Source organism: Mycetocola sp. JXN-3 (assembly GCF_014522285.1).
GTDB lineage: Bacteria > Actinomycetota > Actinomycetes > Actinomycetales > Microbacteriaceae > Mycetocola > Mycetocola saprophilus.
In genome coordinates, this window is record NZ_CP041635.1 from 848,875 (window position 1) to 873,885 (window position 25,011).

The 25,011-nt window shown below is 65.0% G+C and carries 20 protein-coding genes; 7 read left to right on the plus strand and 13 right to left on the minus strand.

What is annotated here, in order from left to right:
• Positions 1 to 56 precede the first annotated feature (56 nt).
• The 6 genes from nrdF (at position 57) to C7C57_RS03910 (ending at position 6,077) form a co-directional block, all read left to right on the plus strand.
• Positions 57 to 1,031: a class 1b ribonucleoside-diphosphate reductase subunit beta gene (nrdF, locus tag C7C57_RS03885; protein WP_030148332.1), complete on the plus strand. Its 975-nt coding sequence runs from the start codon at positions 57 to 59 to the stop codon at positions 1,029 to 1,031.
• Between the two features lie 443 nt (positions 1,032 to 1,474).
• Positions 1,475 to 2,110, plus strand: coding sequence for an adenylate/guanylate cyclase domain-containing protein (locus C7C57_RS03890; RefSeq protein WP_187977659.1), 636 nt, complete (start codon positions 1,475 to 1,477; stop codon positions 2,108 to 2,110).
• Complete coding sequence (locus tag C7C57_RS03895) at positions 2,110 to 2,706, plus strand: hypothetical protein (protein ID WP_187977660.1); 597 nt, start codon at positions 2,110 to 2,112, stop codon at positions 2,704 to 2,706. The genes C7C57_RS03890 and C7C57_RS03895 overlap by 1 nt, the downstream gene beginning before the upstream one ends.
• Positions 2,696 to 3,238, plus strand: a complete 543-nt coding sequence (locus C7C57_RS03900; protein ID WP_187977661.1) for a hypothetical protein — start codon at positions 2,696 to 2,698, stop codon at positions 3,236 to 3,238. The genes C7C57_RS03895 and C7C57_RS03900 overlap by 11 nt, the downstream gene beginning before the upstream one ends.
• Before the next feature lie 811 nt (positions 3,239 to 4,049).
• A complete protein-coding gene (locus C7C57_RS03905) occupies positions 4,050 to 5,150 on the plus strand; it encodes an ATP-binding protein (RefSeq protein WP_187977662.1) in 1,101 nt (366 codons plus the stop codon).
• Positions 5,151 to 5,243: 93 nt separating this feature from the next.
• Entirely contained in the window at positions 5,244 to 6,077 is an 834-nt protein-coding gene (locus tag C7C57_RS03910) for a sulfurtransferase (protein ID WP_187977663.1), read from the plus strand.
• Between the two features lie 62 nt (positions 6,078 to 6,139).
• Here the strand turns inward: C7C57_RS03910 and C7C57_RS03915 are convergent, their stop codons facing one another.
• The 11 genes from C7C57_RS03915 to C7C57_RS03965 form a co-directional block, all read right to left on the minus strand.
• The gene (locus C7C57_RS03915; RefSeq protein ID WP_187977664.1) at positions 6,140 to 7,837 is read right to left on the minus strand and encodes a prealbumin-like fold domain-containing protein; all 1,698 of its coding nucleotides are present in this window, start codon (positions 7,835 to 7,837) and stop codon (positions 6,140 to 6,142) included.
• A 168-nt stretch (positions 7,838 to 8,005) separates the two neighbouring features.
• Positions 8,006 to 9,103, minus strand: a complete 1,098-nt coding sequence (locus tag C7C57_RS03920) for a hypothetical protein (protein WP_187977665.1) — start codon at positions 9,101 to 9,103, stop codon at positions 8,006 to 8,008.
• The gene (locus C7C57_RS03925; RefSeq protein WP_187977666.1) at positions 9,097 to 9,861 is read right to left on the minus strand and encodes a hypothetical protein; all 765 of its coding nucleotides are present in this window, start codon (positions 9,859 to 9,861) and stop codon (positions 9,097 to 9,099) included. Before C7C57_RS03925 ends, C7C57_RS03920 begins: the two co-directional genes overlap by 7 nt.
• Complete coding sequence (locus tag C7C57_RS03930) at positions 9,861 to 10,868, minus strand: VWA domain-containing protein (RefSeq protein WP_187977667.1); 1,008 nt, start codon at positions 10,866 to 10,868, stop codon at positions 9,861 to 9,863. Before C7C57_RS03930 ends, C7C57_RS03925 begins: the two co-directional genes overlap by 1 nt.
• Positions 10,865 to 11,854 (minus strand): VWA domain-containing protein, encoded by a 990-nt coding sequence (locus tag C7C57_RS03935; protein ID WP_187977668.1) that lies wholly within the window; start codon positions 11,852 to 11,854, stop codon positions 10,865 to 10,867. Before C7C57_RS03935 ends, C7C57_RS03930 begins: the two co-directional genes overlap by 4 nt.
• Positions 11,845 to 12,342, minus strand: a complete 498-nt coding sequence (locus tag C7C57_RS03940; protein ID WP_187977669.1) for a hypothetical protein — start codon at positions 12,340 to 12,342, stop codon at positions 11,845 to 11,847. Before C7C57_RS03940 ends, C7C57_RS03935 begins: the two co-directional genes overlap by 10 nt.
• Complete coding sequence (locus C7C57_RS03945) at positions 12,329 to 13,204, minus strand: DUF58 domain-containing protein (protein WP_187977670.1); 876 nt, start codon at positions 13,202 to 13,204, stop codon at positions 12,329 to 12,331. The genes C7C57_RS03940 and C7C57_RS03945 overlap by 14 nt, the downstream gene beginning before the upstream one ends.
• Positions 13,205 to 13,211: 7 nt before the next feature.
• Positions 13,212 to 14,231 (minus strand): MoxR family ATPase, encoded by a 1,020-nt coding sequence (locus C7C57_RS03950; protein ID WP_187977671.1) that lies wholly within the window; start codon positions 14,229 to 14,231, stop codon positions 13,212 to 13,214.
• 362 nt (positions 14,232 to 14,593) lie between these two features.
• On the minus strand, positions 14,594 to 15,187 hold the full coding sequence (locus C7C57_RS03955; RefSeq protein ID WP_121687199.1) for a flavin reductase family protein: 594 nt from the start codon (positions 15,185 to 15,187) through the stop codon (positions 14,594 to 14,596).
• A gap of 195 nt (positions 15,188 to 15,382) precedes the next feature.
• Entirely contained in the window at positions 15,383 to 19,246 is a 3,864-nt protein-coding gene (gene hrpA / locus C7C57_RS03960) for an ATP-dependent RNA helicase HrpA (RefSeq protein ID WP_187977672.1), read from the minus strand.
• 94 nt (positions 19,247 to 19,340) lie between these two features.
• A complete protein-coding gene (locus C7C57_RS03965; protein ID WP_187977673.1) occupies positions 19,341 to 20,162 on the minus strand; it encodes a sulfurtransferase in 822 nt (273 codons plus the stop codon).
• A 287-nt stretch (positions 20,163 to 20,449) separates the two neighbouring features.
• On the opposite strand from C7C57_RS03965, the gene C7C57_RS03970 reads away from it, so the two are divergent.
• Entirely contained in the window at positions 20,450 to 22,954 is a 2,505-nt protein-coding gene (locus tag C7C57_RS03970) for a M14 family zinc carboxypeptidase (RefSeq protein WP_187977674.1), read from the plus strand.
• Positions 22,955 to 23,087: 133 nt separating this feature from the next.
• Here C7C57_RS03970 and C7C57_RS03975 read toward each other — a convergent pair whose 3' ends face one another.
• Entirely contained in the window at positions 23,088 to 23,633 is a 546-nt protein-coding gene (locus C7C57_RS03975; protein WP_121687194.1) for a CoA-binding protein, read from the minus strand.
• Positions 23,634 to 23,682: 49 nt separating this feature from the next.
• Positions 23,683 to 24,972, minus strand: a complete 1,290-nt coding sequence (locus tag C7C57_RS03980; RefSeq protein ID WP_187977675.1) for an O-acetylhomoserine aminocarboxypropyltransferase/cysteine synthase family protein — start codon at positions 24,970 to 24,972, stop codon at positions 23,683 to 23,685.
• Between the last annotated feature and the right edge of the window lie 39 nt (positions 24,973 to 25,011).

A 25,011-nucleotide genomic window follows, 5' to 3' on the forward strand; every position in this document is an offset into this window, starting at 1 on the left:
CACGCGGCACCCCGTACCGATAGCATTTGATTTCTGATCGTAGGTAAAGGAAAAACGTGTCCGAGAAACTCAAGCTGGTGAACGCCGTCCAGGCGATCAACTGGAACCGCATCGAAGACGAGAAGGACGTTGAGGTGTGGAACCGCCTCGTCAACAACTTCTGGCTGCCCGAGAAGGTGCCGCTGTCGAACGACGTGCAGTCCTGGGCCACGCTGACCCCCGAGGAGAAGCTCCTCACCATGCGGGTCTTCACCGGTCTGACCCTGCTGGACACCATTCAGGGCACCGTGGGCGCCGTCTCGCTGATCCCGGATGCGCTGACCCCGCACGAGGAAGCCGTCTACACGAACATCGCGTTCATGGAGTCGGTGCACGCCAAGTCGTACTCCTCGATCTTCTCGACCCTGGCGTCGACCAAGGAGATCGATGAGGCCTTCCGCTGGTCCACCGAGAACCCGCACCTGCAGAAGAAGGCCCAGATCATTCTGGACTACTACCACGGTGACGACCCCCTGAAGCGCAAGGTCGCCTCGACCCTGCTGGAGTCCTTCCTGTTCTACTCGGGCTTCTACCTGCCGATGTACTGGTCGAGCCGTGCAAAGCTCACCAACACCGCAGACCTGATCCGCCTCATCATTCGTGACGAGGCCGTGCACGGGTACTACATCGGCTACAAGTTCCAGATCGGTTTCAACAAGGAGACCCCGGAGCGTCAGCAGGAGCTCAAGGACTACACGTTCAACCTGATGTACGAACTGTACGAGAACGAGGTTCACTACACGCAGGACCTCTACGACTCCGTGGGCCTGACCGAGGACGTCAAGAAGTTCCTGCACTACAACGCCAACAAGGCGCTGATGAACCTCGGTTTCGAGGCCATGTTCCCGAAGACCGTCACCGACGTGAACCCGGCGATCCTGTCCTCCCTCTCGCCGAACGCCGACGAGAACCACGACTTCTTCAGTGGCTCGGGATCCTCCTACGTCATCGGCAAGGCCGTCGTGACCGAGGATGAGGACTGGGACTTCTAGTCGTGCCTCCCAAGAATTTTCATCGCATAGCGTGAAAACAAAGATTGCCCGGATCGTGGCTGCAACCACGGTCTGGGCAATCTTTTCTGAAATCCGTTTTACGTAGGCAAGCTATTGCGAAACATGCGGGATTCAAGTTCTTTTCGATTCGAACTTTGAAACTCTATATCGCATGCCACTGACACGCCAACCCGAATGCTGTCATTGGATGATGCCGCTTGCGTGGAACGAAACCAATGTTGTTTCTGACCCCCAGGAGAGTTCTAAATATGTACCCAACCTTTGACGGTTCTAACCCATTTGCAAACAAAGTCCTTGGTTATCTCGATGCGCAAAATAGCATTACTCATTCCCGGGAATCGGCGCGCCTAGGCGCGCCGGTTATCAAGACTGGGCACCCTAGATTTGAGTATCTTGACATAGGCCAACATGCCAGTTGCGAGATGGTGTCAGTATTTCTTGACCTGACTGGTTTTACGAGCAGGACATTTTGGGAAGACTCCAAGGATATGGCGATTCTTGCGAACGCAGTTCTCGGAGGATTTACTGACATTGTGCAGAGCTTCGGTGGACATGTGTTGGGGCTCCGGGGCGACGGGCTGTTTGCTGGCTTTGGGCCAGTATCATCAGCACACAAAAATACCGACGTTGTACTGGCCGCCGCGGCTTGCAATAAAGCTTTGGAGGATGTCAGGAAGAGCCTTAACCCACAGCTGGAAAATCGGGGAATTGAAGCGGTAAAAGTACGCGCTGGTCTGGACTTTGGGACGCATACATTCACACGGACTGGCACTAGAGAGTCTAACGAAGTGAACGTAGTTGGATTTGCATCAAACTTCGCCGCAAAGTGTGAAAAACTTGCTGCGTCTTGGGAGATTGTGGTTGGGGAAGAGTTCGCTGACCGCATTGCAGACAAGAAATTGCTTTCCGCTGAAGGGAAGCGTCCCAAGTCGTTTACAAGCAAGGGGCAGACAAAGCTATACAGTTACTTCGGCTACCGATCTCCTGTAAAGCCGGAACAGTTCCGAAGTGTAATTGAGGAATTGAACGGCCGCGCCCTTGACGAGGTATTCAGCTAATGACCATTTTTCAGCTCATGGCAGACCACGGCCACAGTTTTCCGTTTTCGGTAACAAAACTGGGTGAGGTCGTAGCCATTCGACCTAACGTAACCCAGTCCTTTGCAGCGCCAGAGACAAAACTGATTCGTCCCCACACCTTTCATGGCGGGGCGAACCCGAAGGATAAGAAAATTGACACTTCCGAGTTTTGGTGGAACGCTTCGGGAGCTCTCGATCGAGATATAGAAGAAATGAGCCGATTTTTCCCGAACTTCAAGTTGTTCCATGGAGAGGGCTCACTCCCACCCAGATGGGTTGGAGTTATCGACACTGGCACCGGTAAAGATACATTGACATTTGTCTATCGCAAGGACGGCGGTCTACCCCAAGTAATCCCAAGTATGCGTAAAACGCGTATGGAAGCTGGACGTGTGCGAATTTCTCCGCATCTTTATACCAATGGCAATCTTTGCGTTGCAGCGCAAACGGACTGGAAACCTGAAGAACACACAATGGCAGATGTAGTTGCTTGGGCTGCCCATTGGATGGCGGTGTACGTTTCCTGGTACCTCTCAGGCGAATGGATCTCAGAAGGAATATCTGATGCTGGCTGATGAAGTCGAACCATCGATGTCATTTACTGATGAAATCTCAGATGCGAAGTTCATGATCCAAGAGGTAGGAGGCTGGATCAAGAACGCCGATGTGAAAGCATCAATTCTTGGTGCAATACTTGGTGCTGGGTCGAGTATTGCTTTGGCAGCAGCCCCGAAAGCTTTAATTATCATCAAATCACAAAACTCCATTGGGACAGGGATACTGATTGTGATGTCCGTCTGTGCCGCTCTTTTGGCGTTGACCTGTATGGGATTTGTTATTCGTACCTTGATTCCGCGAACCATGCCATCGCTGTCGGGCGCTCCAAATCGTTTTTCGTGGCCCTCATTGGCAGCTGGGCAGCGACCAAAGGATCCATCATCAGCAACGCTAAGAGTCGAGGAAGCGTGGGCGCAGGCGGAGTTGATGTCGCAGGTGGCTTCGGCAAAATTCAGCAGCCTTCGAATCAGTTTGATTCTGTTTGGTGCTTTTGTGGTCATGGCAGTTCTAGCGTGGATTTCTATAGCTTGGACTGATCTGCCTCAGTAATCCAGGATGACGAATTCCTATAGTCATCTAACTGCGGGATGCATCTAACACACGGAAAGCCCCGGAATCGCAGCAGTGCGATTCCGGGGCTTTCTGCCTACCCGGGTAAGCCTCGCTCCTTATCTCGGTTGAGGCGCCGGGGATCGTTGGCACGTGCAAACGGATCCACATAGCTATTGCGACGCGGAGCGGGTGGAATTGCCCCGAGGACGCGCTCTGTCTTCGTCTTCGAACGCTTACGGTTCTTGCCCCGAGCCTTGCGGGCTGTTTCGGCTTCGGCCTTTGCCTTGGCCTGCGCAATCGATTCTGCTCTGTGTCTTTTTATGGCGTCGCGCCGCGCGATCTCGGTGGCCCGTTGCTCGGGAGTGAGTTTCGGCTCAAACTTCTCGACGCGTACGGCTGATTTGCGCCCATCGCGGGCGCGAAGCCGTATCGAATTTGTATTTCGTCCTGGCCACCCAAGGTTGTGGATGTCTTCCATACGTTGAATATATCGAAGTGCGCTGCGTGACCCGCAAAGCGACAGCGCGATTCGACAGCGCTGGGGTGCTTTTCGCGCACCCGGGGAAGGGTGATCAGAGACTGTGCCGGAGCGGTTCGTTTCCACGACCCGTGCATTGTCGCTGGTTTTCGCGCATTTCTGAGTTTGGCGTCGCCGGGCACGAGTATCAGCGTCCGCGAATTGACCGCTCATTGCGCAGTCAAAAACGCGGGCTGAAAAACATCCGCCCTCTTCGCCAAGAAAACTGAAAATACCCCTTTACCTTCTCGCGGGAACAGACCATTCTTGGAGTCAAAGCGAAAGGACACCATGACCGAGCTGATCATCGGCGAGGTTCTCGGAGCACCGGGGACCGCGGCAACAATCGACGCGCGTAGGTTCAACCGGCACACGTTCTGGTGCGGACAAAGCGGAAGCGGGAAGACGTACGCGCTGGGCGTTGTCCTCGAACAGCTGCTGCTGCACACCGAGCTGCCCCTGCTCATCCTGGATCCCAACGCCGACTTCGTGCGTCTGCGCGAAACCCGCCCCACGGCGAGCGATGCGGCGAATGAGCGCTGGGGCGATCTCGACATGCGGGTGTTCCGGTCCGGCCGGGCCGAGGGGGAGCGGCTGCTTGTCCGCTATGTTGATCTGTCGCCCGCGTCGAAGGCCGCTGTGCTGCAGATCGACCCGATCGCCGACTCCGAGGAGTACAACGTTCTGCTGCACCTCGATCGCGAAACCCAGGGGTTTGACGCCGCGGGCTTTGACACCGCCGAGATGGTGCGGAAGCTGCGCGACAGTGGCGATAAGTGGGAGGGCCGCCTCGCCAACCGGATGGAAAACCTCCAGGTGCTCGGATGGGAGCTGTGGTCGCGCGGTGCCCACTCGGTGACCGATGTCATCGATGAGCGTCCCCGCGCCACCGTGCTCGACCTCGGCGGGTTTGATCACCCGGCCGAGCCCAAGGTGGCCGCCCTGGCGGTGCTCGAACACCTCTGGGAGCGTCGCGAGGAACGCCGCCCCATGCTCATCGTGATCGATGAGGCCCATAACCTGTGCTCACCCGAGCCCGTGACCGCGGTCGAGAAAGCACTCACTCAGCGTCTCATCCAGATCGCCGCCGAGGGCCGCAAGTTCGGTCTCTGGCTGTTCCTCTCCACTCAGCGCCCCACCAAGATCCACCCCAACGTGCTCTCCCAGTGCGACAACCTCGGACTGATGCGGGTCAACGCACCCCGCGACCTCACCGAGCTGTCCGAGGTGTTCGGGTTCGTCTCCGAGGACCTGATCCGTCGCGCTCAGGGCTTCGCTCAGGGACAGAGCCTCTTCGCCGGCGGCTTCATCACCGAGCCGACCGTGATCCAGATGGGCGAGCGGGTTTCCGAGGAGGCCGGCGGTGACGTGCGGGTGCCGCTGCGCGGGTGAGGCGGATATGCGCCCGGCCGTCCCGGGCGGGGACGATCCAAGCACGCTGACACCCACGGTGAGAATCCAGCCGGGGCGCACTACTCTGGGCACATGAGCAACCTCATCAGCGCGGCCGAGCTGGCCGCCCTTCTGGAATCCGAAACCCCCGTTCGTGTGCTGGATGTGCGTTGGCGGCTGGACAAGCCCGATGGCCACGACGACTACCTGGCCGGACACATCCCCGGTGCCGTGTATGTCAACCTGGACACCGAGCTGGCAGATCCCGACGGGGATCCCGCGCTCGGACGGCACCCGCTGCCGACCCTGGACATTCTCAACACCGCCGTGACCCGCTGGGGGCTGAACCCCGGGGACACGGTGGTGGCATACGACACGTTCGCCTCGCTGCCCGCCGCGCGTGCCTGGTGGGTACTAGCCGACGCCGGGTTTGTCACCCTCCGGGTCCTGGACGGGGGCCTCGCCGCGTGGACGGCCGAGGACCGGGCGCTGGAAACCGGAGAGATCACGCCCGAACCCGGAACCCTGGTCCTGACCCGGCTCGGACACAACGCAGTCCTGGACGCCGATGCGGCCGCAGCCCTGGCTACCTCCGGCGTGCTGATCGACTCCCGGGCGGGGGAGCGCTTCCGTGGCGAGAGCGAACCGATGGACCCCCGCGCCGGACACATCCCCGGTGCCGTTAACGTCCCCTCGGGAAAGTACCTGGACAACGGCCATTTCCTGGATCCCGAGCGCCTGCGCGCGGTCTTCGCCGGCGTCGGAGCCGTACCCGGAGCGCAGATCGGAACCACCTGTGGATCGGGCATCACCGCCGCGCACACGGCCCTGGCCCTGGCCGAGGCGGGACTACCCGCGGCGGTCTTCGCCGGATCCTGGAGCGCCTGGTCCCGCGATCCCCAGCGACCGGTGGCCACGGGAGCGTAGTTCCTTTCACCAAAAACCCGCCGCTACGTGAACCGTAGCGGCGGGTTTTTACCAAAGGGAGACTAGCCTCGCTGAGCGCGACGGCGGATGGTCAGCCCGATCCCCGCGAGCAGCGCCAGTCCGGCCACCAGAGTCATCGGCAGAACTCCCCCTGCTCCGGTTGAGGCGAGGCCCGGCGGGGTCGACGGCGTGGGCGTCGGCGATCCCGGCGGCGTGGTGGGCGGCACCGTCGGGGTAGCCGGCGGGGTCGTGGGGGTCGGCGGGACCGACGGCGGATCGGAGGGGACCGGCGGCTGCGTGGGCAGGTTGACGATGTTGCCCAGCGCGATCTCCTGATGAGTTGCATCCACGTTCCAGGTCAGCACATCGGTCAGCCGCTCGAAGCCCTCCGGCGCGCGCGTCTCCTCGAGACGGTACTGCCCCCACGGCAGCCCGCTCACCGAGAGCTCGCCCACCGCGGGATTTTCATCACCAGCACCGTTATCGACGATGCGGGTGACGGTCCCATCGGGGGAGGTCAGGGCCCACTCGGAGCCGGCGAGACGCTGAGAATCGCGATCCACCTTATTCCAGGTCACCGAACCGAGCTTGGCCGTGTTGGTGACCGTGCAGGCGACAAAATCTCCCACCGATACCCCCAGCGTCACGCTGGGAGTGGTACCCGACGCCGTCAGCTGATCGGCGGGTACGGGCGTCCCATTTCGGGTGCAGGCCCACTGAGTGCGGTAGTGATCCAGCGTGGCATCGGCATCGCCCGAGATCTTTTCGGCAAAGGTGACGCGGGTGCCCTCAACCTGGGTCAGGATGGTTGATTCACCCGTGGTTACCCCGGCCTCGGTTCCGGCGGTGGTGGCGGTACCGATGGTGGCACCGGTGGAGGTTTCGGTTGCAGAGACCGTGAACTGGTCGGCGGGGGCGTAACGACTCTCCACCACCTTGGTGGCCTGAACCTTGGAGAACATCACCCCGAATGCCATGCCCTGCCGGGTGGTGGCCACATTGCCCACCGGATCGTTGTCATTGTGCAGTGCAATGCTCACCCGGGTGGGGCTTTGAGTCGAGGTGACGATATCTCCGGCGTTACGCACTCCCTGTCCCATACAGGTCACCTGAGTGGTGTCGAGGCCCGTGAGCTGCGCCCCACAGGCGGGCTGGTAGCCTGCGGGCGTGATATTCGCGATCTGGGTGATCGGAGAGGTCGAAGTAAATCGCAGACCCTCGTACTTATTACTGGATTCCGCATCGGCCATCACAAACGCGTATCCTGCGGTCTGCGGAACCCCGTTGTGCGACACCGAGATGTTATCCAGGGTGACCTCGCCGAGCCACCCGCCATTGCGCCCGGGTACCTGGTAAAGCGCAGGCTTGCCCGGGGTGCCCACGTAGGCGCTGTTGCCGATCGGAGTGCCCGACCAGGTGGGGAATGCCACCGGAGCGAGGGGGCGCAGGCCGTCGGCTCCCGCGGCAAGCTTGGCGGTAAAGCTCATGGTGAGCCCACCGGGAAGATCCACCGACATGGCCTGTCCCTGCGGGGATTGCGCCTGGGTCGAGTCGAACTGTGCCATATCAATCCAGCAGATCGTCTCGGCCAGGGGACCGCCCGTGCCGTAACCGCAACCCTGCGGCTGTGGTTCGGCTGCCTGAACGGATGCGGGGGCGGCAAGGCCAATCGACAGCGCCGCAAGCGCCGCCACGATGCCGCCGCTCAGCAGCCTGCGTGCCGACAGCCGTTTTCGAGAAGAGCGATTCACAAGGGTCATGTACTGAGTGTCCAGTCTGTAGATGAGGGGCCCCATCGATAACGACGTTGTGCCCCGCGACGCATGCAGGGGGCATGCTTGGGGCACAACGCCGGAACCGGAATTTGGGGCCGGTTCACACAACAGGATCCATCCGTCCCGGTTTTATGACGGGGAAACCGGAAACTATTACTGTCCGAATGTCTTGAGCTTGGCGATGAACTCGTCCCGCTTGTCGGAACCGAGCAGTTCGTAACCGCGAGCCGAGATTTGGATGCCCTCAAGCGGCGTACCGTCGCGGGCCGACTGCCCCTCCCGCTCGGTGCGGAAGGCTCCGGTCGGGTCTTTGGAGAGATCGAAAATGCGCACGTCGACGTAGAAATTAATCTGGCGATCCACCGAAACCATCGCCCACGTGTGCTGCTGATCGGGATTCGCGCTGCCGTAGAAACGCTCCAGGTTGCCGGGATCGGGCTGAAAGCTGGGGTCACTCGTCACGACGGTCCGGGAGACGCCGTTCTGCATCATCACCCGGGTCACCACGTCCCGGAGTCGGCGCTTGTCGGCCACCGACTGCATCGGGCGATCACTCGTCCAGACCGGTCCGCTGAAGTCCACCAGCATCGACTCGCCCCCGTACCCGTTGCGGTTATTGCGCAGGGTGTTTTTGCCGTGCATCGTCCAGGTGATGCCGAACTCGGTGCTGAGGGCAGCCCGTAATTTGGCGTTGAGATCGTCGGTGCGCGCGATGTCCTCCTCGAGCGAGGGCTTCTCCAGGATCTCCGCGGGATCGACCCCGCGGATCCCCGGATAGGCGTTCCATTTACGCTGCTCGGCGGTCTTATAGTCGTCGTAGTTTCCGCTCTGGGCACTCTCCAGCGCGGACACCGAGCCGACCGTGGCCACGTTCACCACCAGCGTCACGACCAGCGCGATGGTCCCCAGTCGGCGACCGCGCGGTCCCACCAGAATTACGACGGCCGCGATCAGCATCAGGACCTGCACGGTGATCGCGCCCACCGTGAAGTAGTAGCTGCCGGCGCCGGGCAGCAGCAACCGGAACAGCAGCCACAGCGCGTGCGCGATGACGATGGCCCCAACTGTTTTTGCCGCCCGCGACGAGGGCGGCCGCGGCACCGGAATCGCCGGTGCCGCGGGTGCGGGCAGCGGGGGTGCCGCCGGGTGCATCAGCCGAGATACCCGGCTGTTGCCCCGGTAACCGCCGGGCGGCGGAGGCGGCGGCGCACCCTCGCTACCACCCAGGTAGGGATCGTTGCCGGCTACCATGGTCGCTCCGTATCCGGGTTACCACCCTGGTCGGTGCCGCCGTTGCCGCGCTCCTGATCGCCCTGCTCGAGCTGCTTCTTGAGCTTCTCCAGCTGATCATCCGAAGGGCCGGGCGGGGGTGGCGGCGTCTCCTCCGGGGGCGGCGGCGCGGAATCCGAGCCGTCACCCTGCTCGGGCGGCGGGGGCGGGAGAATCTTGCCGCGAATCGACTCCTCGGTGGTGGTGAGGCTCGAATCCATGCTGCGTGAGGGATCGGAGGACGCCCGATCCGCCTCGGGGGTGCGGCATTTCGGCGAGGTCTCCACGATGGTTTTCAGCGCCTCCTGATAGAAATTCTGCCCGCCGACCACGTCCTTGTCCTGGGTTGCCCGATCCCCCTGACGCTCGATCACCATCGCCAGGTTGATCCGTACCGTGCAGATCGCCAGGCCCGGGGTGCGCGGCAGCGCCGCCTCCAGCTGTTCCCGAGACTCCTTGAGGAGTCCGTCCTCGGCCAGTCCCACACTGAGGTCAAAGGGGGCCTTGAACGGTTCGAAGATGTTCACGGGTGCGAGCCCACGCGCGGCCGCCGCGCTCTCCGAGTAGCGCTCGGCGTGCACGTTGAGCAGGGACAGGTGCGCAAACGCGTAGATGCTGAGGATTTTGATCACCAGCAGCAATCCCGCCAGCACAAACGGGATCGCCCCGACCGTGGTCCACAGCCGCACGCGGGCCCGCCGCAGATTGCGCTCGGCTACCGTGCGCGTCGTTGTGGACATCAGCGTTCCTTCCCCGCCGTGAGGGCACCGCGGCGCAGGCGGATCAGCTGAGCCAGGGCGTTCGCCATCTCGACACCCAGCAGGGCGACGAGCAGGCCCGCCGCATACGGATACAGTTCGATTGCCGTGCCCACGTGTCCTCCCGTGCTCGCGGTGCCCGAGGTGGTGGTGGCCGGGGGCTCGGGGAGGTCCAGTGGCTTGCCGGGCTCACGCAGTTCGTATTTCACTCCGAGCTGCTGGGCGATGGTGCGCAGGTTGTCCTGGTCGATGGCCGAGAGCGCGGGCCGCCCCTGATACTCGATGTAGGGGGCCTCGCCGCCGTCCACACTCCCCGAGGTCTGGCGCATCTTGCCACCCTGCTGTGTCCCGTATCCCAGGACCCGGCCGCCATCGGTCAGCGGGGCGGAGTCGGCGAAGGACTCGGGGGTGGAATCCACCGTCTGCTCACCGTCGCCAAAGTAGAACACCAGGCGACCGCGCGCCTCGGTGGAGTTACGGATCAGTTCCAGCGCGTCCTTCAGCAGCGGGGCGGCCACCCCGATGCTGCTTCCGCGCGAGTTCTGGGTTACCTCGGGGGTGAGCCCCTCTACCGCCGAACTTAGTGCGGTGGTGTCGGCGGTGATGGGTACCCGCATCTCGGCCTCACGGTCGAAGGTGATCAGGCCGAAGCGGGCGCCGGGATAGCGGTCCATGATCGCTCGGATGTCCTTCTTGACCGCGTCCATCCGGGGCTGATGATCGCTTCCCCAATCCTCGGCGATCGAGCTCGCGGTGGTATCCACCACGAGCAGCACATCGGTGTTGGCGCTCAGGGTTTCGGCGCTGCCGCCGGGCAGTCCCGGTCGCAGCAGGATCGTGGCCAGCAGGATCGCCATGCCGATGCGCCCCACCCAGCGCCAGCGTTCGGCCGGGGCGGGGGATCGACCCAGCCCGATACTCGCGATCACGACGAGCGGAATCAGGAACATCAGCAGCAGGGCCGGGTGGAGAACCGGTTGAAAAATCACAGTCGGAACCTCCACACCAGCACCACAAAACCGCCGCCGGCGAGCAGCAGCGCCACGGACCACGGGGCCGGATCATCGGCGCGGATCACCCGTGGTTCCCCGCGCAGCGCCCGCGCCTGGGACGACTGAACCTGGGCGATGATATCGCTCACCGCGGTGGTCGCGCGCAGCGGGTAGTAGGCCCCGCCGGTGCTCTCGGTTGCAGCCCGGAGCGTTTCGGTGTTGCCCGCATCATTCCCGTCCACCGGGTTGAGGGTGAATACCCGAATCTGCTTCTGGGTGGCGTAGCCGGCGGCCTCCTGCAGGCTCACGATCGAGGCACCGTACTCCTCGTTATCGGTCGCGAAGATCAGCGAGCGCGAACGGTCGGTCTCGATGTGGTCAAAGCGTAGCGCGCAGGCTGCCAGCCCGTCGCCGATCAGCGAGGCCCCGGTGCCGTTGAGTGTTCCCTTCCAGTAGTCGGGGGAGAAATTGGTGTCATCGGTGAGGGATTTTTTCATCGCGGTGAGCTGCTCGCGGACGAGCTGATAGTCATCGGTGAGTGGGAACACCTGGGCGGCCGAGCTGTTGAAGATCGTCAGCCCGATCCGTTCCCCATCAAACCCCTTGCTGAGTTCCAGGAACGTCTCGATGACCTCGGCGTCCACGTCGGTCATCGACCCCGAGACGTCCAGGCACAGCATGATGTCCCGGTTGTGGGACAGCGGACGCGTGACCGATTCGGTGGTGGGGCGGGCCACCAGGATCCCGCCAAAAATGATCGCCACAAACCCCAGCACCAGGATTCCGGCGAGCAGCCGGGTGCGGGCGCGCACAACCGAGGCGAACCGGGGGAGTGAGCGCAGCCGGTCGGTCCGCGAGACGGCGATCGGATCGGCTCCGGCCCGGACGGCGGGGTCACGCCTGCCCAGCAGAATCCCGACGGTAATCGAAGCCCCGAGAATCACCAGCGTGATCAGCAGCAGCCAGGGGGATGCTAGGTCCATGTGTTCACCACCTGACGGGCGATAGCAAGCCCGGCGAGGGGATCCACCATGGTATCCGGATCAAACTGGCTGGGGTAGTAGTAGCGCCCGAGCGCATCCAGCAGCACCGGCGAGACCCCGCGGCGAGAGAGCTCGGTGAAGGTCAGCACCGGCGCCTCCAGCCCGCTGTACTCGTTGACGTAGGAACGCACCAGGCCGCTCAGCCGGGCGTGCACATCGTGGGGGTGCAGGGTGCCCGCGCGGTACTCGGATTCGATCTGGTCTAGGCGGCCCAGATACTCGGCGCGCAGGGTCCCGTAGGCCTGGGCGGTCAGGGTGGCGGGATCGGTGGCCGGGACCGATGGCCGCCGGGGTGCCTCGACCAGCGGCCGGGTCAGCCGGGCGACAATGAGGACCGCCACCACCACGAGCACCACGACCGCGAGTGCCAGGAAAAACCAGCCGGGCAGGTACTGATACGGCGGGTAGAGGTTGTTATCGACGGGCACGATGCCTCCGTCGCAGCATGTCGAGAAGCACGGGAACAACTTCGGCTTCGGTGCGGATCTCCAGATTGGTGATCGACAGGGCGTTCAGCAGGGCGATGCGTCGCTCCCGCTCGGCGGCATCCGCCCGGGCCAGTTCCTCGATCAGGGCGGTGTCGGACCGGGCAAAGGTTGGGACCGCCCAGCCGGTCTGGACATCCACGGAGGTGTCTCGGCCGGTTCCCAGCAGCGGAGCTTCACACACGGTGATCCAGACCAGGTCGTGCTGCACCCGGAGGCGGCGCAGCTGTCGCTCCTCGGCGTCGCCGATCGGTGTCTCATCGGTGATGATCGTGAGGATCCGGCGACCGCGCTCCTCCCGAACGATCGAGTCCAGCAGGCGTTCGCGGGTGAACTCGGCCCCGGCAACCCCGTCCCGGGCCCCGCGCAGGGCGAGTTCCAGCCGTCCCTCCGAGGTGGCACCGCGCTGGCGGTGCAGCCCGGTTTCGGTCGCAAAGCGGGTTCCCACCTCGTCGCCGTGACGCAGCGAAAGGTAGCCGAGGACCCCGGCGATCAGCAGTGCCAGATCGCGTTTGCGGGTTCCATCGGCCGCGCGGGCGTCCATCGTGACCCCGGTGTCCAGGGTCAGGCTCACCACTTGACGCCGGGTCGCGATATAGCGCTTGATTAGGACCTGGTTGCTGCGGGCGCTGGCGCGCCAGTCGATATCGCGGACCTCGTCGCCGGGCTGATACACCCGAAGGTCGTCAAAATCCAGGCTGCGTCCGCGCAGCACCGCGGCGTGCGCACCCTCGAGCGGGTGGGCACTGCGGTGTGGGGAGGTCAGAAACAGCCTGGCCTTGACCTTGCGAAGAAGTGTGCTCACAGAGGCCCTACGGGGTGGGGACGGCGGCGAAGATCTGATCGATCAGGTCCTCGCTGCGGATTCCATCGGCCTCGGCCTCGAAGGTCAGCAGCACGCGGTGGCGCAGTACCAGGTGGCGCAGGGTCACCACATCATCGGGGATCACGTAGCTGCGGCCGGAGAGCAGCGCGAGTGCGCGAGCCGCCTGCAGGAACGCGATGCTCGCGCGCGGGCTGGCGCCGTAGCGCAGGGCGCGGGCGGATTCGGGGGCGAGGTAGTCACCCGGTCGCCTGGTCACGTAGATCAGCGAGACGATGTAGCTGCGGATCGCGGGGTCCACGTGAACTCGGCGGGCCAGATCCTGCAGGAACACCACGTCCTCCAGATCCACGGCCCCGGCGCCGTGGGCCTGCGGATCGAGCACCCCGGAGTCGATCCGGCTGAGGATTTCCAGCTCCTCGGCGGGGCTCGGATACTGGACAATCTCCTTGATCAGGAAGCGGTCCATCTGGGCTTCGGGCAGCTCATAGGTGCCCTCCTGCTCGATCGGGTTCTGGGTCGCGATGACCAGGAACGGGCTCGGCAGCGCGTGCACCTCGCCGCCGATCGTGGTCTGGCGCTCCTGCATCGCCTCGAGCATCGCGCTCTGGGTTTTGGCGCTGGAGCGGTTGATCTCGTCCAACAGCACAAAGTTGGCGTGCACCGGGCCGAGTACGGTGCGGAAGTTTCCGGTTTTGACGTCGAAGACCTGGTTGCCGGTGATGTCGCTGGGCAGCAGGTCGGGCGTGCACTGGATGCGGCGGAACCGTGCCCGGATGGTGTCGGCGAGGGTGCTCGCGGCGGTGGTTTTGGCCAGGCCCGGGACGCTCTCCAACAGCACGTGACCGCCGGCGAGCAGGCCCACCAGCAGGCTCACGCGCAGGCGTTCCTGACCCACCATGCGTGCACCATAGGCGGAGGAGATGACCCCGATGATCTGCCGGGCGCGGGCCATCTCCGCGTCATCGGGGATGGCGTGGGCCGGTGCTGTGGGCGTTGGTTCGGTCATATCTGGTGGCATTCCCCTTCGCAGGTGGGCGGCTCGGCACCCGGATGGTTTCGAGGAGTCCGGAATTCCCCTCCCGGATGCCCACTCGGCCACGATACCCGGGGCGGCTGGGAGATGTCGAGCCGGGGACGCCCGATGGCTGCCACCTGACGCATGAAAACGGCGTCCCGGAACCGGGACGCCGTTTTCATAGGAGGGAGCTAGAGGATGTTGGTTACAGCTCGAGGTTGGAGTGCTGGCTCAGGTGGTTGCGCCTGGGCGGGGTCGGTTGGTTGCCGAGGACGTTGGTTAGAGTTCGTGGTTGGAGTGCTCGCCCGGGTGGTTGCGCCTGGGCGGGGTCGGTTGGTTGCCGAGGGTGTTGGTTAGAGTTCGAGGTTGCTGTGCTCGCCCAGGTGGTGCCAGGTCCGGTTGTGATACACCAGTGGCCGCGACTCGGTGGCGTCGGCCTCGACGCTGCCGGCCTCGGGGGCGTTGGCCTGGAGGGCGTGCACCACAACGACGGTGGAGGCACCGGCGCGCAGCGAGTTGACTACGCGGCCGCGGATCCAGGTCTGGGCGGAGGGGTAGAAGGGTTCGCCGGTGATCAGACGCGACCAGATCGAGGTGTCTTCGAAGCGGTCGATCCCGCTGGTGGCACCGAGCTTGGCGATGTCCAACTGGTCGGCTCCGAGCAGGTGAACCACCAGGGTGTCGGCGGCGATGATGGTCTTGGCGCTGGAGGACAGGTCGGACACCGAGAAGACCAGCAGGGCCGGGTCGGCGCTGACGGAGAAGACCGAGGTCACGGTCATCGCGACCGGGCCGGTTCCGTCATCGGCGGTGACCACGGCGACGCCCGCCGGGTGATTGCGGAACGCGGCCTTGAACTCATCCGGTGCGAGGCCCGCATCAAACCCCAACGCCGGGGATTCCTCGGTGTCGGCGTCGTGTGACAGAACATTCGCTGCGGTGGTCATCTGCTCGGGTTCTCCTCTATCCATATCGGTATATACCGATGTGCGGCGGGTTTTATTCCCCGACGCCTGTGGCGATACAGGTTCCACGATGGCCCTCGATTCGTTCTGTCGCAAACCGCACGTAGTTATGCGACGAAATGTGAAGCTAAATGACAAAACCGCGGGGCGTCCGGAAGGGCCGCCCCGCGGACGGGGTTAGCGCTGGTCCAGCGCCTTGGTGATCCGCTGCAGTGAGACCGACTGGCTGGTGCCCAGGTGCTGGGCAAACAGGCTGATCCGGAACTCCTCGAGCATCCAGCGGGCCTGCACCAGGTGGTCTGGCGCGTGTTCGGGCAGCGGGATGGTGCCGCCGGCGTTGGTGAAGCGGGCCTGGGCCGTCTCGATCTCGTTCTGCCAGGCGCGGTCGCGGTTGGCATTGTCGGCGAGGCGCGAGGCGCGGTGGGTGATGCCCGAGAGGTAGCGCGGGAGATCCCGCATCCGGGCCAGGCCGGTGCGTGAGACGAAGCCCGGGAACACGAGTCCCGCGCGCTGTGCCTTCATATCGGTGAGTGCAGGCAGCAGGGTCAGACTCGTCGCCTTACTCAGCGCCTTATCGGCCTCGCGGGCAGCGGTGAGGATGCGGGCGGTCAGCGAAACGGTCTCGAACATGCCGTTCATGATGGCCTGGGACACCCGGTCCCGCACCTTCTCAAACTCGGCGCGCATGAAGATCGCGCCGCCCGGTGCCACGCGCTGCAGCACGTCGTCGATGCACGCGGTGAGGCAGTCATCAAACAGGGCCGGGGTGTTCTGGTACGGACTCGCGGCCAGCGCGAGCTTCTCCGGCGCGGTCAGATGGTTCTGCACATACGAGACCGGGGAGGCGGTCTGCAACTGCAACAGGCGGCGCACGCCGCCGGGCAGCTCGCGGAGCTGATCGGCCTCGGTGGCCATGATCCGCACCTCGACGCTGTCGCCGCGGTCCACGAGGGCCGGATATCCGCGCACCACGTGCCCGCCCTGATCGCTGTCGATGAAGCGCGGCAGCTCGTCGAAGTCCCAGCTGGTGAGGCCGCGACGCTCGATCGGATCGGCCGTGCGCGCCTGGGCGACCTTCGCCACCTGGGTGCGGGTCTTGGTGGCCAGGCGGGACTGCAGGACCGTGAGGTCCTTATCGCTGCTCAGGGTGCGGCCGCGCTCGTCGATCGCCCGGAAGGTGATCTTCAGGTGGTCGGGCACCCGATCCAGCTCGAAGTCGGCGGCCTCGATCGGGATGTACACGGCGCGCTTGATCGCGATGGCCAGACGCGCGGTGAGCGTGTCCTCCTGGGTCGCGGTGGGCTGCGGAACCTCGGTGGGCAGATCGGCGAGCAGGCGCGCGGCCCAGTCGGCGGCGGGTACCACGTTGCGGCGGATGTGCTTGGGTAGCGACTTCAGCAGCGCGGTCACCAGCTCGGCACGCAGGCCCGGCACCTGCCAGTCGAAGCCGATCGGCGAGAGGCGGGGGAGCAGCGCGAGCGGCACCATCACGGTCACGCCGTCATCTGCGGTGCCCGGCTCGAACCGGTAGCGCAGCTTCAGGGTCTGATCGCCCTGCGACCAGGTCGGCGGGAACAGGCCCTCATCGATTTCGTCGGCGTCCTCGGGCAGCAGGTCCTCGGCACGCATGGTGAGGAGCTTGGGCGTGCTGGCCGCGGCCTCGCGCCACCACTTTTCGAACCCGCGCAGATCGGCCACCTCGGCCGGAATGCGCGCGTTATAGAAGTCGTACACGGCCTCGTCATCAAAGAGGATGTCGCGGCGACGCGTGCGCTCCTCGCGCTCGGCGAGCTCGCGGCGCAGACCCGCGTTTTGCCGATCAAAGGCAAACAGCTTCTGGTTGAGACGCTTGAAATCGGCCTCGCGCTGCACCAGTGCGTGGCGGATAAAGAGGTCACGGGAGAGCTCCAGGTCGATGCGTGCGTACTGCACGCGGCGACGCGGGATGATCGGCACCCCGTACAGGGTCACCTTCTCATACGCCACGACGGACCCCTGGGTCTTCTCCCAGTGCGGCTCGGAATAGCTGCGCTTGCAGAGATCCGGGGCGATGGCCTCGGCCCAGGCCGAGTCGATCTTCGCGACCGTGCGCGCAAACAACCGGCTGGTCTCGACCAGTTCGGCGGCCATCAGGGCATCGGGCTGCTTCTTGATCAGCGCGGATCCCGGGAAGATCACGAAGCGCGCCTGACGTGCCCCCACGTAGTCGCCCTTGCGACGCGGGCCGGGGGTTGCCGCGGCCCCACGCTTCTTGGCTGCCTGCGCCTGAGCGGCGGCCGCCTCGTCCTTGATACCGATCTGCGAGAGCAGCCCGGAGAGGATCGAGCGGTGGATGCCGTCGGGATTGGTGGCCGGATCGCCCACGCTGAGGCCCAGCTGCGAGGCCATCCGGCGCAGCTGACGGTAGACATCCTGCCACTCGCGCACGCGCAGATAGTTGAGGAACTCCGCCTTACACATCCGGCGGAACGCGCTGGAGGAGAGCTCCTTCTGCTTCTCCTCGAGGTAGTTCCAGAGGCCGAGCAGGCTGAGGAAGTCACTCGTGGGGTCGGCAAACCGGTTGTGGAACTCATCGGCCTGCTGCCGCTTTTCCACCGGACGCTCGCGCGGATCCTGGATGGTCAGCGCCGCCACGATCGCCATGACCTCGCGGGTCGTGCCGTGCTTCTTCGACTCCAGCACCATGCGGGCAAAGCGCGGGTCGATCGGGAGGCGGGCCAGATCTCGGCCGGTCCGGGTGAGCTTGGGGGTGGTACCGGGGCGCTGGGTGATCGCGCCGAGCTCGGTCAGTAGGTCGAGGCCGTCCTTGATCCCGCGGGCCTCGGGGGCCTGGAGGAACGGGAACGCGGCGATATCGCCGAGACCGAGCGACACCATCTGCAGGATCACCGCGGCGAGGTTGGTGCGCAGCACTTCAGGTTCGGTGAACTCGGGGCGCTTGGTGAAGTCCTCCTCCGAGTACAGCCGGATCGCGATACCCGGGCTGGTGCGTCCGGTACGGCCCGAACGCTGATTCGCCGAGGCCTGCGAGATCGCCTCGATGGGCAGCCGCTGGATCTTCGCCCGCACGCTGTAGCGCGAGATGCGGGCGGTACCGGCGTCGATCACGTACTTGATGCCGGGCACCGTCAGGCTGGTCTCGGCCACGTTGGTGGCGAGGATCACCCGGCGGCGCACGCCGGCGGTGTTGCCCGGACGGAAGACGCGGTGCTGCTCCTCGGCGCTCAGCCGTCCATACAGCGGCAGGATCTCGGTCACCCCGGTGGCACCGGCGTAGCGGGCGCGCAGCGCGTCGGCGGCGTCGCGAATCTCCGCCTCACCGGAGAGGAACACCAGCACATCGCCGAGGGATTCGCGGGCCAGTTCATCCAGGCCGTCGATGATGCCCTCGATATAGTTGCGATCATCGCGCGAGGGGGTGTCGGTGTCCTCATCCTCCTCGGCGTTCTCGTCGGCCACCAGCGGACGGAACCGGATCTCGACCGGGTAGGTGCGTCCCGATACCTCGATGATCGGGGCGTCGTTGAAGTGCTTGGAGAAGGATTCCGGGTCGATCGTGGCCGAGGTGATGATGACCTTGAGATCCGGACGCTTGGGCAGCAGCTGCTTGAGATAGCCCAGCAGGAAGTCGATGTTGAGGCTGCGTTCATGCGCCTCATCGATGATGATGGTGTCGTAGCGCTTGAGCAGGCGGTCGTGGTGGATCTCGTTGAGGAGAATACCGTCGGTCATCAGCTTGATCTTGGTGCTGGCGCTCGCCTTATCGGTGAACCGCACCTGGTATCCCACGGTGTCGCCGACCTCCTCACCCAGCTCCTCGGCGATGCGCTCGGCGATGGTGCGCGCGGCGATTCGCCGCGGCTGGGTATGACCGATGCTCTCCCGCCCCAGCTCCAGCGCGATCTTGGGCAGCTGCGTGGTTTTACCGGACCCGGTGGCACCGGCAACGATCACAACCTGGTGGTCGCGGATCGCGTCGGCAATATCGGAGCGCTTCTGCGAGACGGGCAGCTCGGCCGGGAACGTAATAACGGGAGACATAACGTTCCATTCTACGTCTTTTCGGGTGCCGGGCGCCCGTCACCAACCTCGCACGGATTCGGCTTCGCCGGATTCGGCCCCGCCGTGAATCGGCCTAGGCCGGAACCAGCGGTAGCCTTCCATCCAGCACCCGGACATCGCGGGCACCGGCCAGGGCCAGGGCGAGGGCGGTGGCGCTCGCCGTGACCTCGCCGCCGTCGGCCGTGATGATGGGCAGGCCCGAGCGCAGAGCGGGGGCGTAGAGCTCACGCAGCTTGGCATCGGAGACCAGGGTGTGATCGCTGGACCGGGTGATCGAGGTGAGCGGGACGCTCAGCGCTCGGTCGCCGGGGCCCGTGCGCGGCGGCTCCAGCTTGGATCCGGACACCACGGTGACCGGGGTCAAGACCTCGGGCGACCCCGCGTGGACCGCGGCGGCGGTCACCGGATCCACCCACAGCTCGGGCCGCGGGGTCCCCACAAAGTCGGAGAGCTGGGACACCCGTGAGCCGCCGCCGGTTTCCACCGAGCGGTGCTCGCCGAGCCAGGCGGTCAGGCCCCCGTCCAACACCGCGACCTCGTCGAAGCCGGTGGTGCGCAGCAGCCACCACAGCCGGGCCGCCCACTGACCGCGCTGGGTGTCGTAGACCACGACCCGGCTGTCGGTGGAGATGCCCAGGCGCGCCACCGCCCCGGCCAGGCAGGCGGGATCGGGACGGTGCAGACCCGGCGCATCCGGGTGGGAGAACTCGGTCAGCAGGTCGGCGAAGCGCGCGCCGGGAATATGGCCCGAGCGCTCGAAGTGGTCGCGCCCGCAGCGATACTCGCCGTCTCCGGACACCATCACGGTGGCATCGATGACCACCAGGGCGGGGCTGCCGAGGTGGTCGGCGAGCCACTGTGTGGAGACGACGGGACTTTCGAATACGGGAGACATACCTCAACGCTAACCCGCACATCCGACGCCGTCGAGGGGCGCGCAATACGCGGTAACCCTTCACGGCCGACTCTGCGTCGGTGCATAGCCGTCACCAAGGTTGTGTCGCATAGCTCATACCAAGGTTTCTTTCAGGAAGCGAAATTACCCCCGTAATACTGCGGATGTAACGCCAGGTTACCCCGTGTTACCTGGCACCCGGTGGGGGGTCAGCGTGGTTGCTAACGTGTGGGCTTTACCTCCGGGCATACCCTCCCACACCCTCCCGAAAGGAAAACCACAATCACATGGCACTCCACAGACTGATTACGGCCTCCGCGCTGTCGACGGTCCTGATCGGCGGGCTTCTCCTCGCCCCGCAGACGGCCGCCGTCGCGGACGAGTCGGGTCCGCTCCTGCTGACGGTCCCGACCACCGCCGCAAACCAGGTCTCCGACCTCGATGTCGTCGAGGCAAACGACGCCGGGCTCGTGGTCCTCGCCGATCCGGCAACCGAATCCCTGCTGGCCACCCGAGGCGTGCGGATCATCAGCTCCGCCCCGTACGCGACCTCGATCGGCCACTCCCAGACTCAGAACCCGCGGGCCCGGTCCTTCGCGGCCGCCGCCGCACCCACCTACCCGCTGCCCGGCCGCCTGGCCGGCACCGAGTATGAGACCTACTTCGGCGGTTACCGCACGGCGGCCGCCTACGATAAGTTCTCCACCGACATCGCCGCCAACTACCCCGAGCTCGTGCAGCGGGTCGACTTTGGCGAATCCTGGGAGAAGAAGAACGGCAAGGGTGGCAGCAACCTCGTCGCGATTCGTATCACCGGCGACGTGAAGAACCAGCCCGCTCCGACCGACGGTCAGGAGGGTCGCCCGCGCTTCGTGCTGGTCGCCCAGGCTCACGCCCGCGAGATCATCACCAGCGAGCTGGCCTGGCGTTACGCCACCGAGCTGCTCAACGGCTACGGGGTGGATCCGCAGGTTACCGCCCTACTGGACAGCACCGAGGTCTGGATCAACTTCCAGAACAACCCCGACAGCATCCGCCAGGTGGAAACCGCGCTGGGAACCTCCCCGGTCAACGCCGCCGGCGACGCAACCCCGCCCAACAGCTCCAAGGCCTGGCAGCGCAAAAACGCCAACAACACCCTGTTTGCGCCGACCTCCACCAACTGGAGCAGCCAGCAGCACGGGATCGACCTCAACCGGAACTGGGCCTTCAAGTGGGGTGGCGCCAGCACCAGCACCAACCCCAATGCGGTCACGTACCTGGGACCGTCCCCGGCCTCCGAGCCCGAAACCGCACAGCTCGCGACGCTGCTGACCCAGCTGTTTGGCGAGTACCGCACCGAGAGCACCACCGCGGCACCGGACACCCGCAAGGGCAGCTACATCAACCTGCACTCCTACTCGGACTACGTCATCTACCCGTATGCGTATGACAAGAACGACGCGGTCCCGAACCTCGCACCGATCAAGGCCAGCGCCTTCCGCCAGTCCTTCGCCAGCGGATTCCAGACCGGAAAAGCCGGCGAGATCCTCTACGACAACGCCGGAAACGACATCGACTGGATCTACTCGCAGCTGGGTGTGCCCGCCTACACCTACGAGATCGGTACCGCCGCTACCGGCGGATTCTTCCCCGCCTACACCCGCGTGGCCGACTTCTGGGCCAAGGTTTCCCCGGGCATCCACTTCGCCGCCGAGGCCGCCTACGCCCCCTACACCGCAACCCTGGGTGGCGTGGTGACCGAGGTGTCGGCCGAGCGGGCCGACAACGGTTCGGTCCGGATCACCGGCACCGCGAGCGACGACGTGTACGGAAAGGACCCGCGCTCGGCCGCGCGCCGCCCGGCCGTGACCAACATCGTGGAGGCGGAAGCCGCCCTGGCGGTCGACCGCAACAGCATCGCCAAGACCGTGCCCCTCGTCGTGGACGCTCCCGGTACCGAGACCGGATTCTCGGGAACCATCGCCGTGGACCGCACCAACTCGGACTTCAAGAAGCTGTTTGTGCGGGCGAAAAACGGCACGGGCCAGTGGGGTCCGTGGCGTGCCGCCGACGTGGCGGCAATCGACGCCCCGGTATATCAGGGCCAGGACGCCTACACGATCACCGCCGGTGTCGCGCAGAACATCCAGATTCCGGTTACCTCGGTGATCCCGGTGGAGTACGGGATCATCGGAAACTCGCTCCCCAAGGGCCTGAGCCTGGACGCGGAAACCGGCGTGATTAGTGGAACGGCCACCGAGGCCGGAACCTCCAGCCCGTTCTTCCACATCAACAACGGTGCGGGCAGCGTGGAGCGGGAAATCCCGTTCACCGTCGAGCCCGCCGCGCTGTCGACGTTTGAGCTGGGACTGTCCGCCGCGGCCCCCAAGCAGGGCGACACGATCACGATTACCGCGCTGGGAACCGACGAGTTTGGCAACCAGATTGCCGACTTCAGCGACCGCGTGGTGCTGACCTCAAGCGTAGCCAGCGACGTGATCGTGGGCAACACCGTGCGCTTCCAGCACGCCAGCCCGCACACCATCACCGCGACCTTCGAGGGCGTCTCCTCCTCGATCCTGGTGGAGGTCACGCCGGTGGCCGTGGACGGCGGAACCACGCCGCCCACCACCGTGCCGGCTCCGGGTTCCTCGGCCCTGCCGGTGGACAACAAAGCCGGGGTAAAGACCCCCGGTGATGGGATCGCCAACACGGGTGCCGAGATCGGTGGCCTGCTGGTGGCGCTGACCCTGCTCCTCGGCGCCGGTACCGCACTGGTGGTGCGTCGCCGCCGCAGCAGCGAGGTCTAACTCGCCTCACCCATCGCGCCCCCGGCCGCTTCGGCGGTCGGGGGCGCGATGCTGTGTATGACCGTGGCTGAAATGCAGAATTCCCGCGCTGGTGAGGCCACCGGCGCGGGAATCTGTGGGTGCTGCGGGGTAGTTAGCGGCGTCGACGCGCGTCGATTTGGCCGGTGTTGAAGCCCATCAGGTTGAGGCCGCCGTGGAAGCGGGCGTGTTCGATCTTCATGCAGCGATCCATCACGACCTCCAGCCCCTTGCTCTCGGCGAGGGCCGCAGCCTCCTCGTTCCAGAGTCCGAGCTGGAACCACACGGTTTTTGCGCCCACGGCCGCAGCCTCCTCGACCACCTGGGGGAGGTCGGAGTTCTTACGGAACACGTCGACGATATCGGGCACCTCGGGCAGCGAGGCCAGGTCCGGATACACCGGCTGGCCCAGCAACTCGGTGGCTCGCGGATTCACGAAGTACACCCGGAAGTTCGAGGACTGCTGAAGGTAGGTGGCCACGAAGTAGCTGGACCGCGCGGTGTTGGGCGAGGCCCCCACGATCGCGACCGAGCGCGAACGGCGCAGGATGTTGTAGCGCTCGTGGGAGTCCGGACCCACCCAGGTGCGGGTGGTGTCGGCGTGGGTCGGTGCCGCGGGCAGCGCGCAGGTCAGGCCGGCGCTGCTAGTCGTTGCGCTCACTTGGATGCTCCCGCGTTCAGGGCCGCGGTGTGGCTCGGTTCTATGTTGGTCATTTTGCCACTCCCGCGTTCAGGGCCCGGTCGAGGTCGGCGATGATGTCCTCGGGATCCTCGATGCCCACGCTCAGTCGCACCAGGCCCGGCAGCACACCGGCGTCCAGCAGCTGCTGCTCGGTGAGCTGGGCATGGGTCGTGGAGGCCGGGTGGATGATCAGCGTCTTGGCATCACCCACATTGGCCAGGTGGCTGGCCAGCTCGACGTTCTCGATCAGGGCCTTGCCGGCCTCGCGCCCGCCGCGCAGCACAAATCCGAAGACCGAACCGGGGCCGGACGGGAAGTACTTGGCCGCACGCTCGTGGTGCGGGTGATCGGGCAGTCCCGCCCAGTTCACGGCCTCGACCCGGGGATCGGCGGCCAGCCATTCGGCGACGATACGGGCGTTATCCACATGGGCGCGCATCCGCAGCGGCAGGGTCTCCACACCCTGGGCGAGCAGGAAGGCCGAGTGCGCGGGCAGCGCCGGTCCGATGTCGCGCAGCTGCTCGGCCCGCAGCCGGGTCAGGAACGCATACTCGCCGAAGTTCCCCGACCACTCCAGTCCGCCATAGCTCGGGACCGGCTCGGTGAACCGCGGGAAACGACCCGAGGTCCAGTCAAACTTGCCGGATTCCACCACGACACCACCGAGGGTGGTTCCGTGACCGCCGATGAACTTGGTGGCCGAGTGGGTGACGATATCCGCACCCCAGTCGATCGGGCGGATCAGCGCCGGGGTCGAGAGGGTCGAGTCGATCACCAGCGGCACACCGTGCGCCCGGGCAACCTCGGCGAGGCCCTCGATGTCGGCGATCTCGCCCGAGGGGTTGGCGATGGTCTCGGCAAAAATCAGCTTGGTTTTATCGGTGATCGCGGCGGCATAGGCGGCCGGATCCGAGGAGTTTACAAACGTGGTTTCGATGCCGAAGCGGCGCAGGGTCACATCGAGCTGGGTGACCGATCCGCCGTAGAGGCTGGCCGAGGCGACGATGTGATCGCCCGCCTCGGTAAGACTCGCGAAGGTCAGGTACTGGGCGGCCAGGCCACTCGCGGTGGCGACGGCACCGAGGCCGCCCTCGAGGTTTGCGATCCGCTCCTCGAAGCTGGAGACCGTGGGGTTGGCCAGGCGCGAGTAGATCGTGCCGTATTTCTGCAGCGCGAACCGGCTCGCGGCGTCCTCGGCGCTGTCAAACACAAACGCGGTGGACTGATAGATGGGAAGGGCGCGGGCACCGGTAGCCGCGTCGGGGATGTTGCCCGCGTGAATCGCGCGCGTGCGGAAGCCGTACTCTCGATCTGCCATGATGACAGGCTAGTGGGCGTGGTGCGTCACACCCGATCA

Bases quoted from the DNA above. Each gene is read 5' to 3' on its own strand.
- C7C57_RS03890 (WP_187977659.1), top strand. From the start codon at position 1,475: ATGGTGTCAGTATTTCTTGACCTGACTGGTTTTACGAGCAGGACATTT.
- C7C57_RS03895 (WP_187977660.1), top strand. From the start codon at position 2,110: ATGACCATTTTTCAGCTCATGGCAGACCACGGCCACAGTTTTCCGTTT.
- C7C57_RS03900 (WP_187977661.1), top strand. From the start codon at position 2,696: ATGCTGGCTGATGAAGTCGAACCATCGATGTCATTTACTGATGAAATC.
- C7C57_RS03905 (WP_187977662.1), top strand. From the start codon at position 4,050: ATGACCGAGCTGATCATCGGCGAGGTTCTCGGAGCACCGGGGACCGCG.
- C7C57_RS03910 (WP_187977663.1), top strand. From the start codon at position 5,244: ATGAGCAACCTCATCAGCGCGGCCGAGCTGGCCGCCCTTCTGGAATCC.
- C7C57_RS03915 (WP_187977664.1), bottom strand. From the start codon at position 7,837: ATGACCCTTGTGAATCGCTCTTCTCGAAAACGGCTGTCGGCACGCAGG.
- C7C57_RS03920 (WP_187977665.1), bottom strand. From the start codon at position 9,103: ATGGTAGCCGGCAACGATCCCTACCTGGGTGGTAGCGAGGGTGCGCCG.
- C7C57_RS03925 (WP_187977666.1), bottom strand. From the start codon at position 9,861: ATGTCCACAACGACGCGCACGGTAGCCGAGCGCAATCTGCGGCGGGCC.
- C7C57_RS03935 (WP_187977668.1), bottom strand. From the start codon at position 11,854: ATGGACCTAGCATCCCCCTGGCTGCTGCTGATCACGCTGGTGATTCTC.
- C7C57_RS03950 (WP_187977671.1), bottom strand. From the start codon at position 14,231: ATGACCGAACCAACGCCCACAGCACCGGCCCACGCCATCCCCGATGAC.
- C7C57_RS03955 (WP_121687199.1), bottom strand. From the start codon at position 15,187: ATGACCACCGCAGCGAATGTTCTGTCACACGACGCCGACACCGAGGAA.
- hrpA (WP_187977672.1), bottom strand. From the start codon at position 19,246: ATGTCTCCCGTTATTACGTTCCCGGCCGAGCTGCCCGTCTCGCAGAAG.
- C7C57_RS03965 (WP_187977673.1), bottom strand. From the start codon at position 20,162: ATGTCTCCCGTATTCGAAAGTCCCGTCGTCTCCACACAGTGGCTCGCC.
- C7C57_RS03970 (WP_187977674.1), top strand. From the start codon at position 20,450: ATGGCACTCCACAGACTGATTACGGCCTCCGCGCTGTCGACGGTCCTG.
- C7C57_RS03980 (WP_187977675.1), bottom strand. From the start codon at position 24,972: ATGGCAGATCGAGAGTACGGCTTCCGCACGCGCGCGATTCACGCGGGC.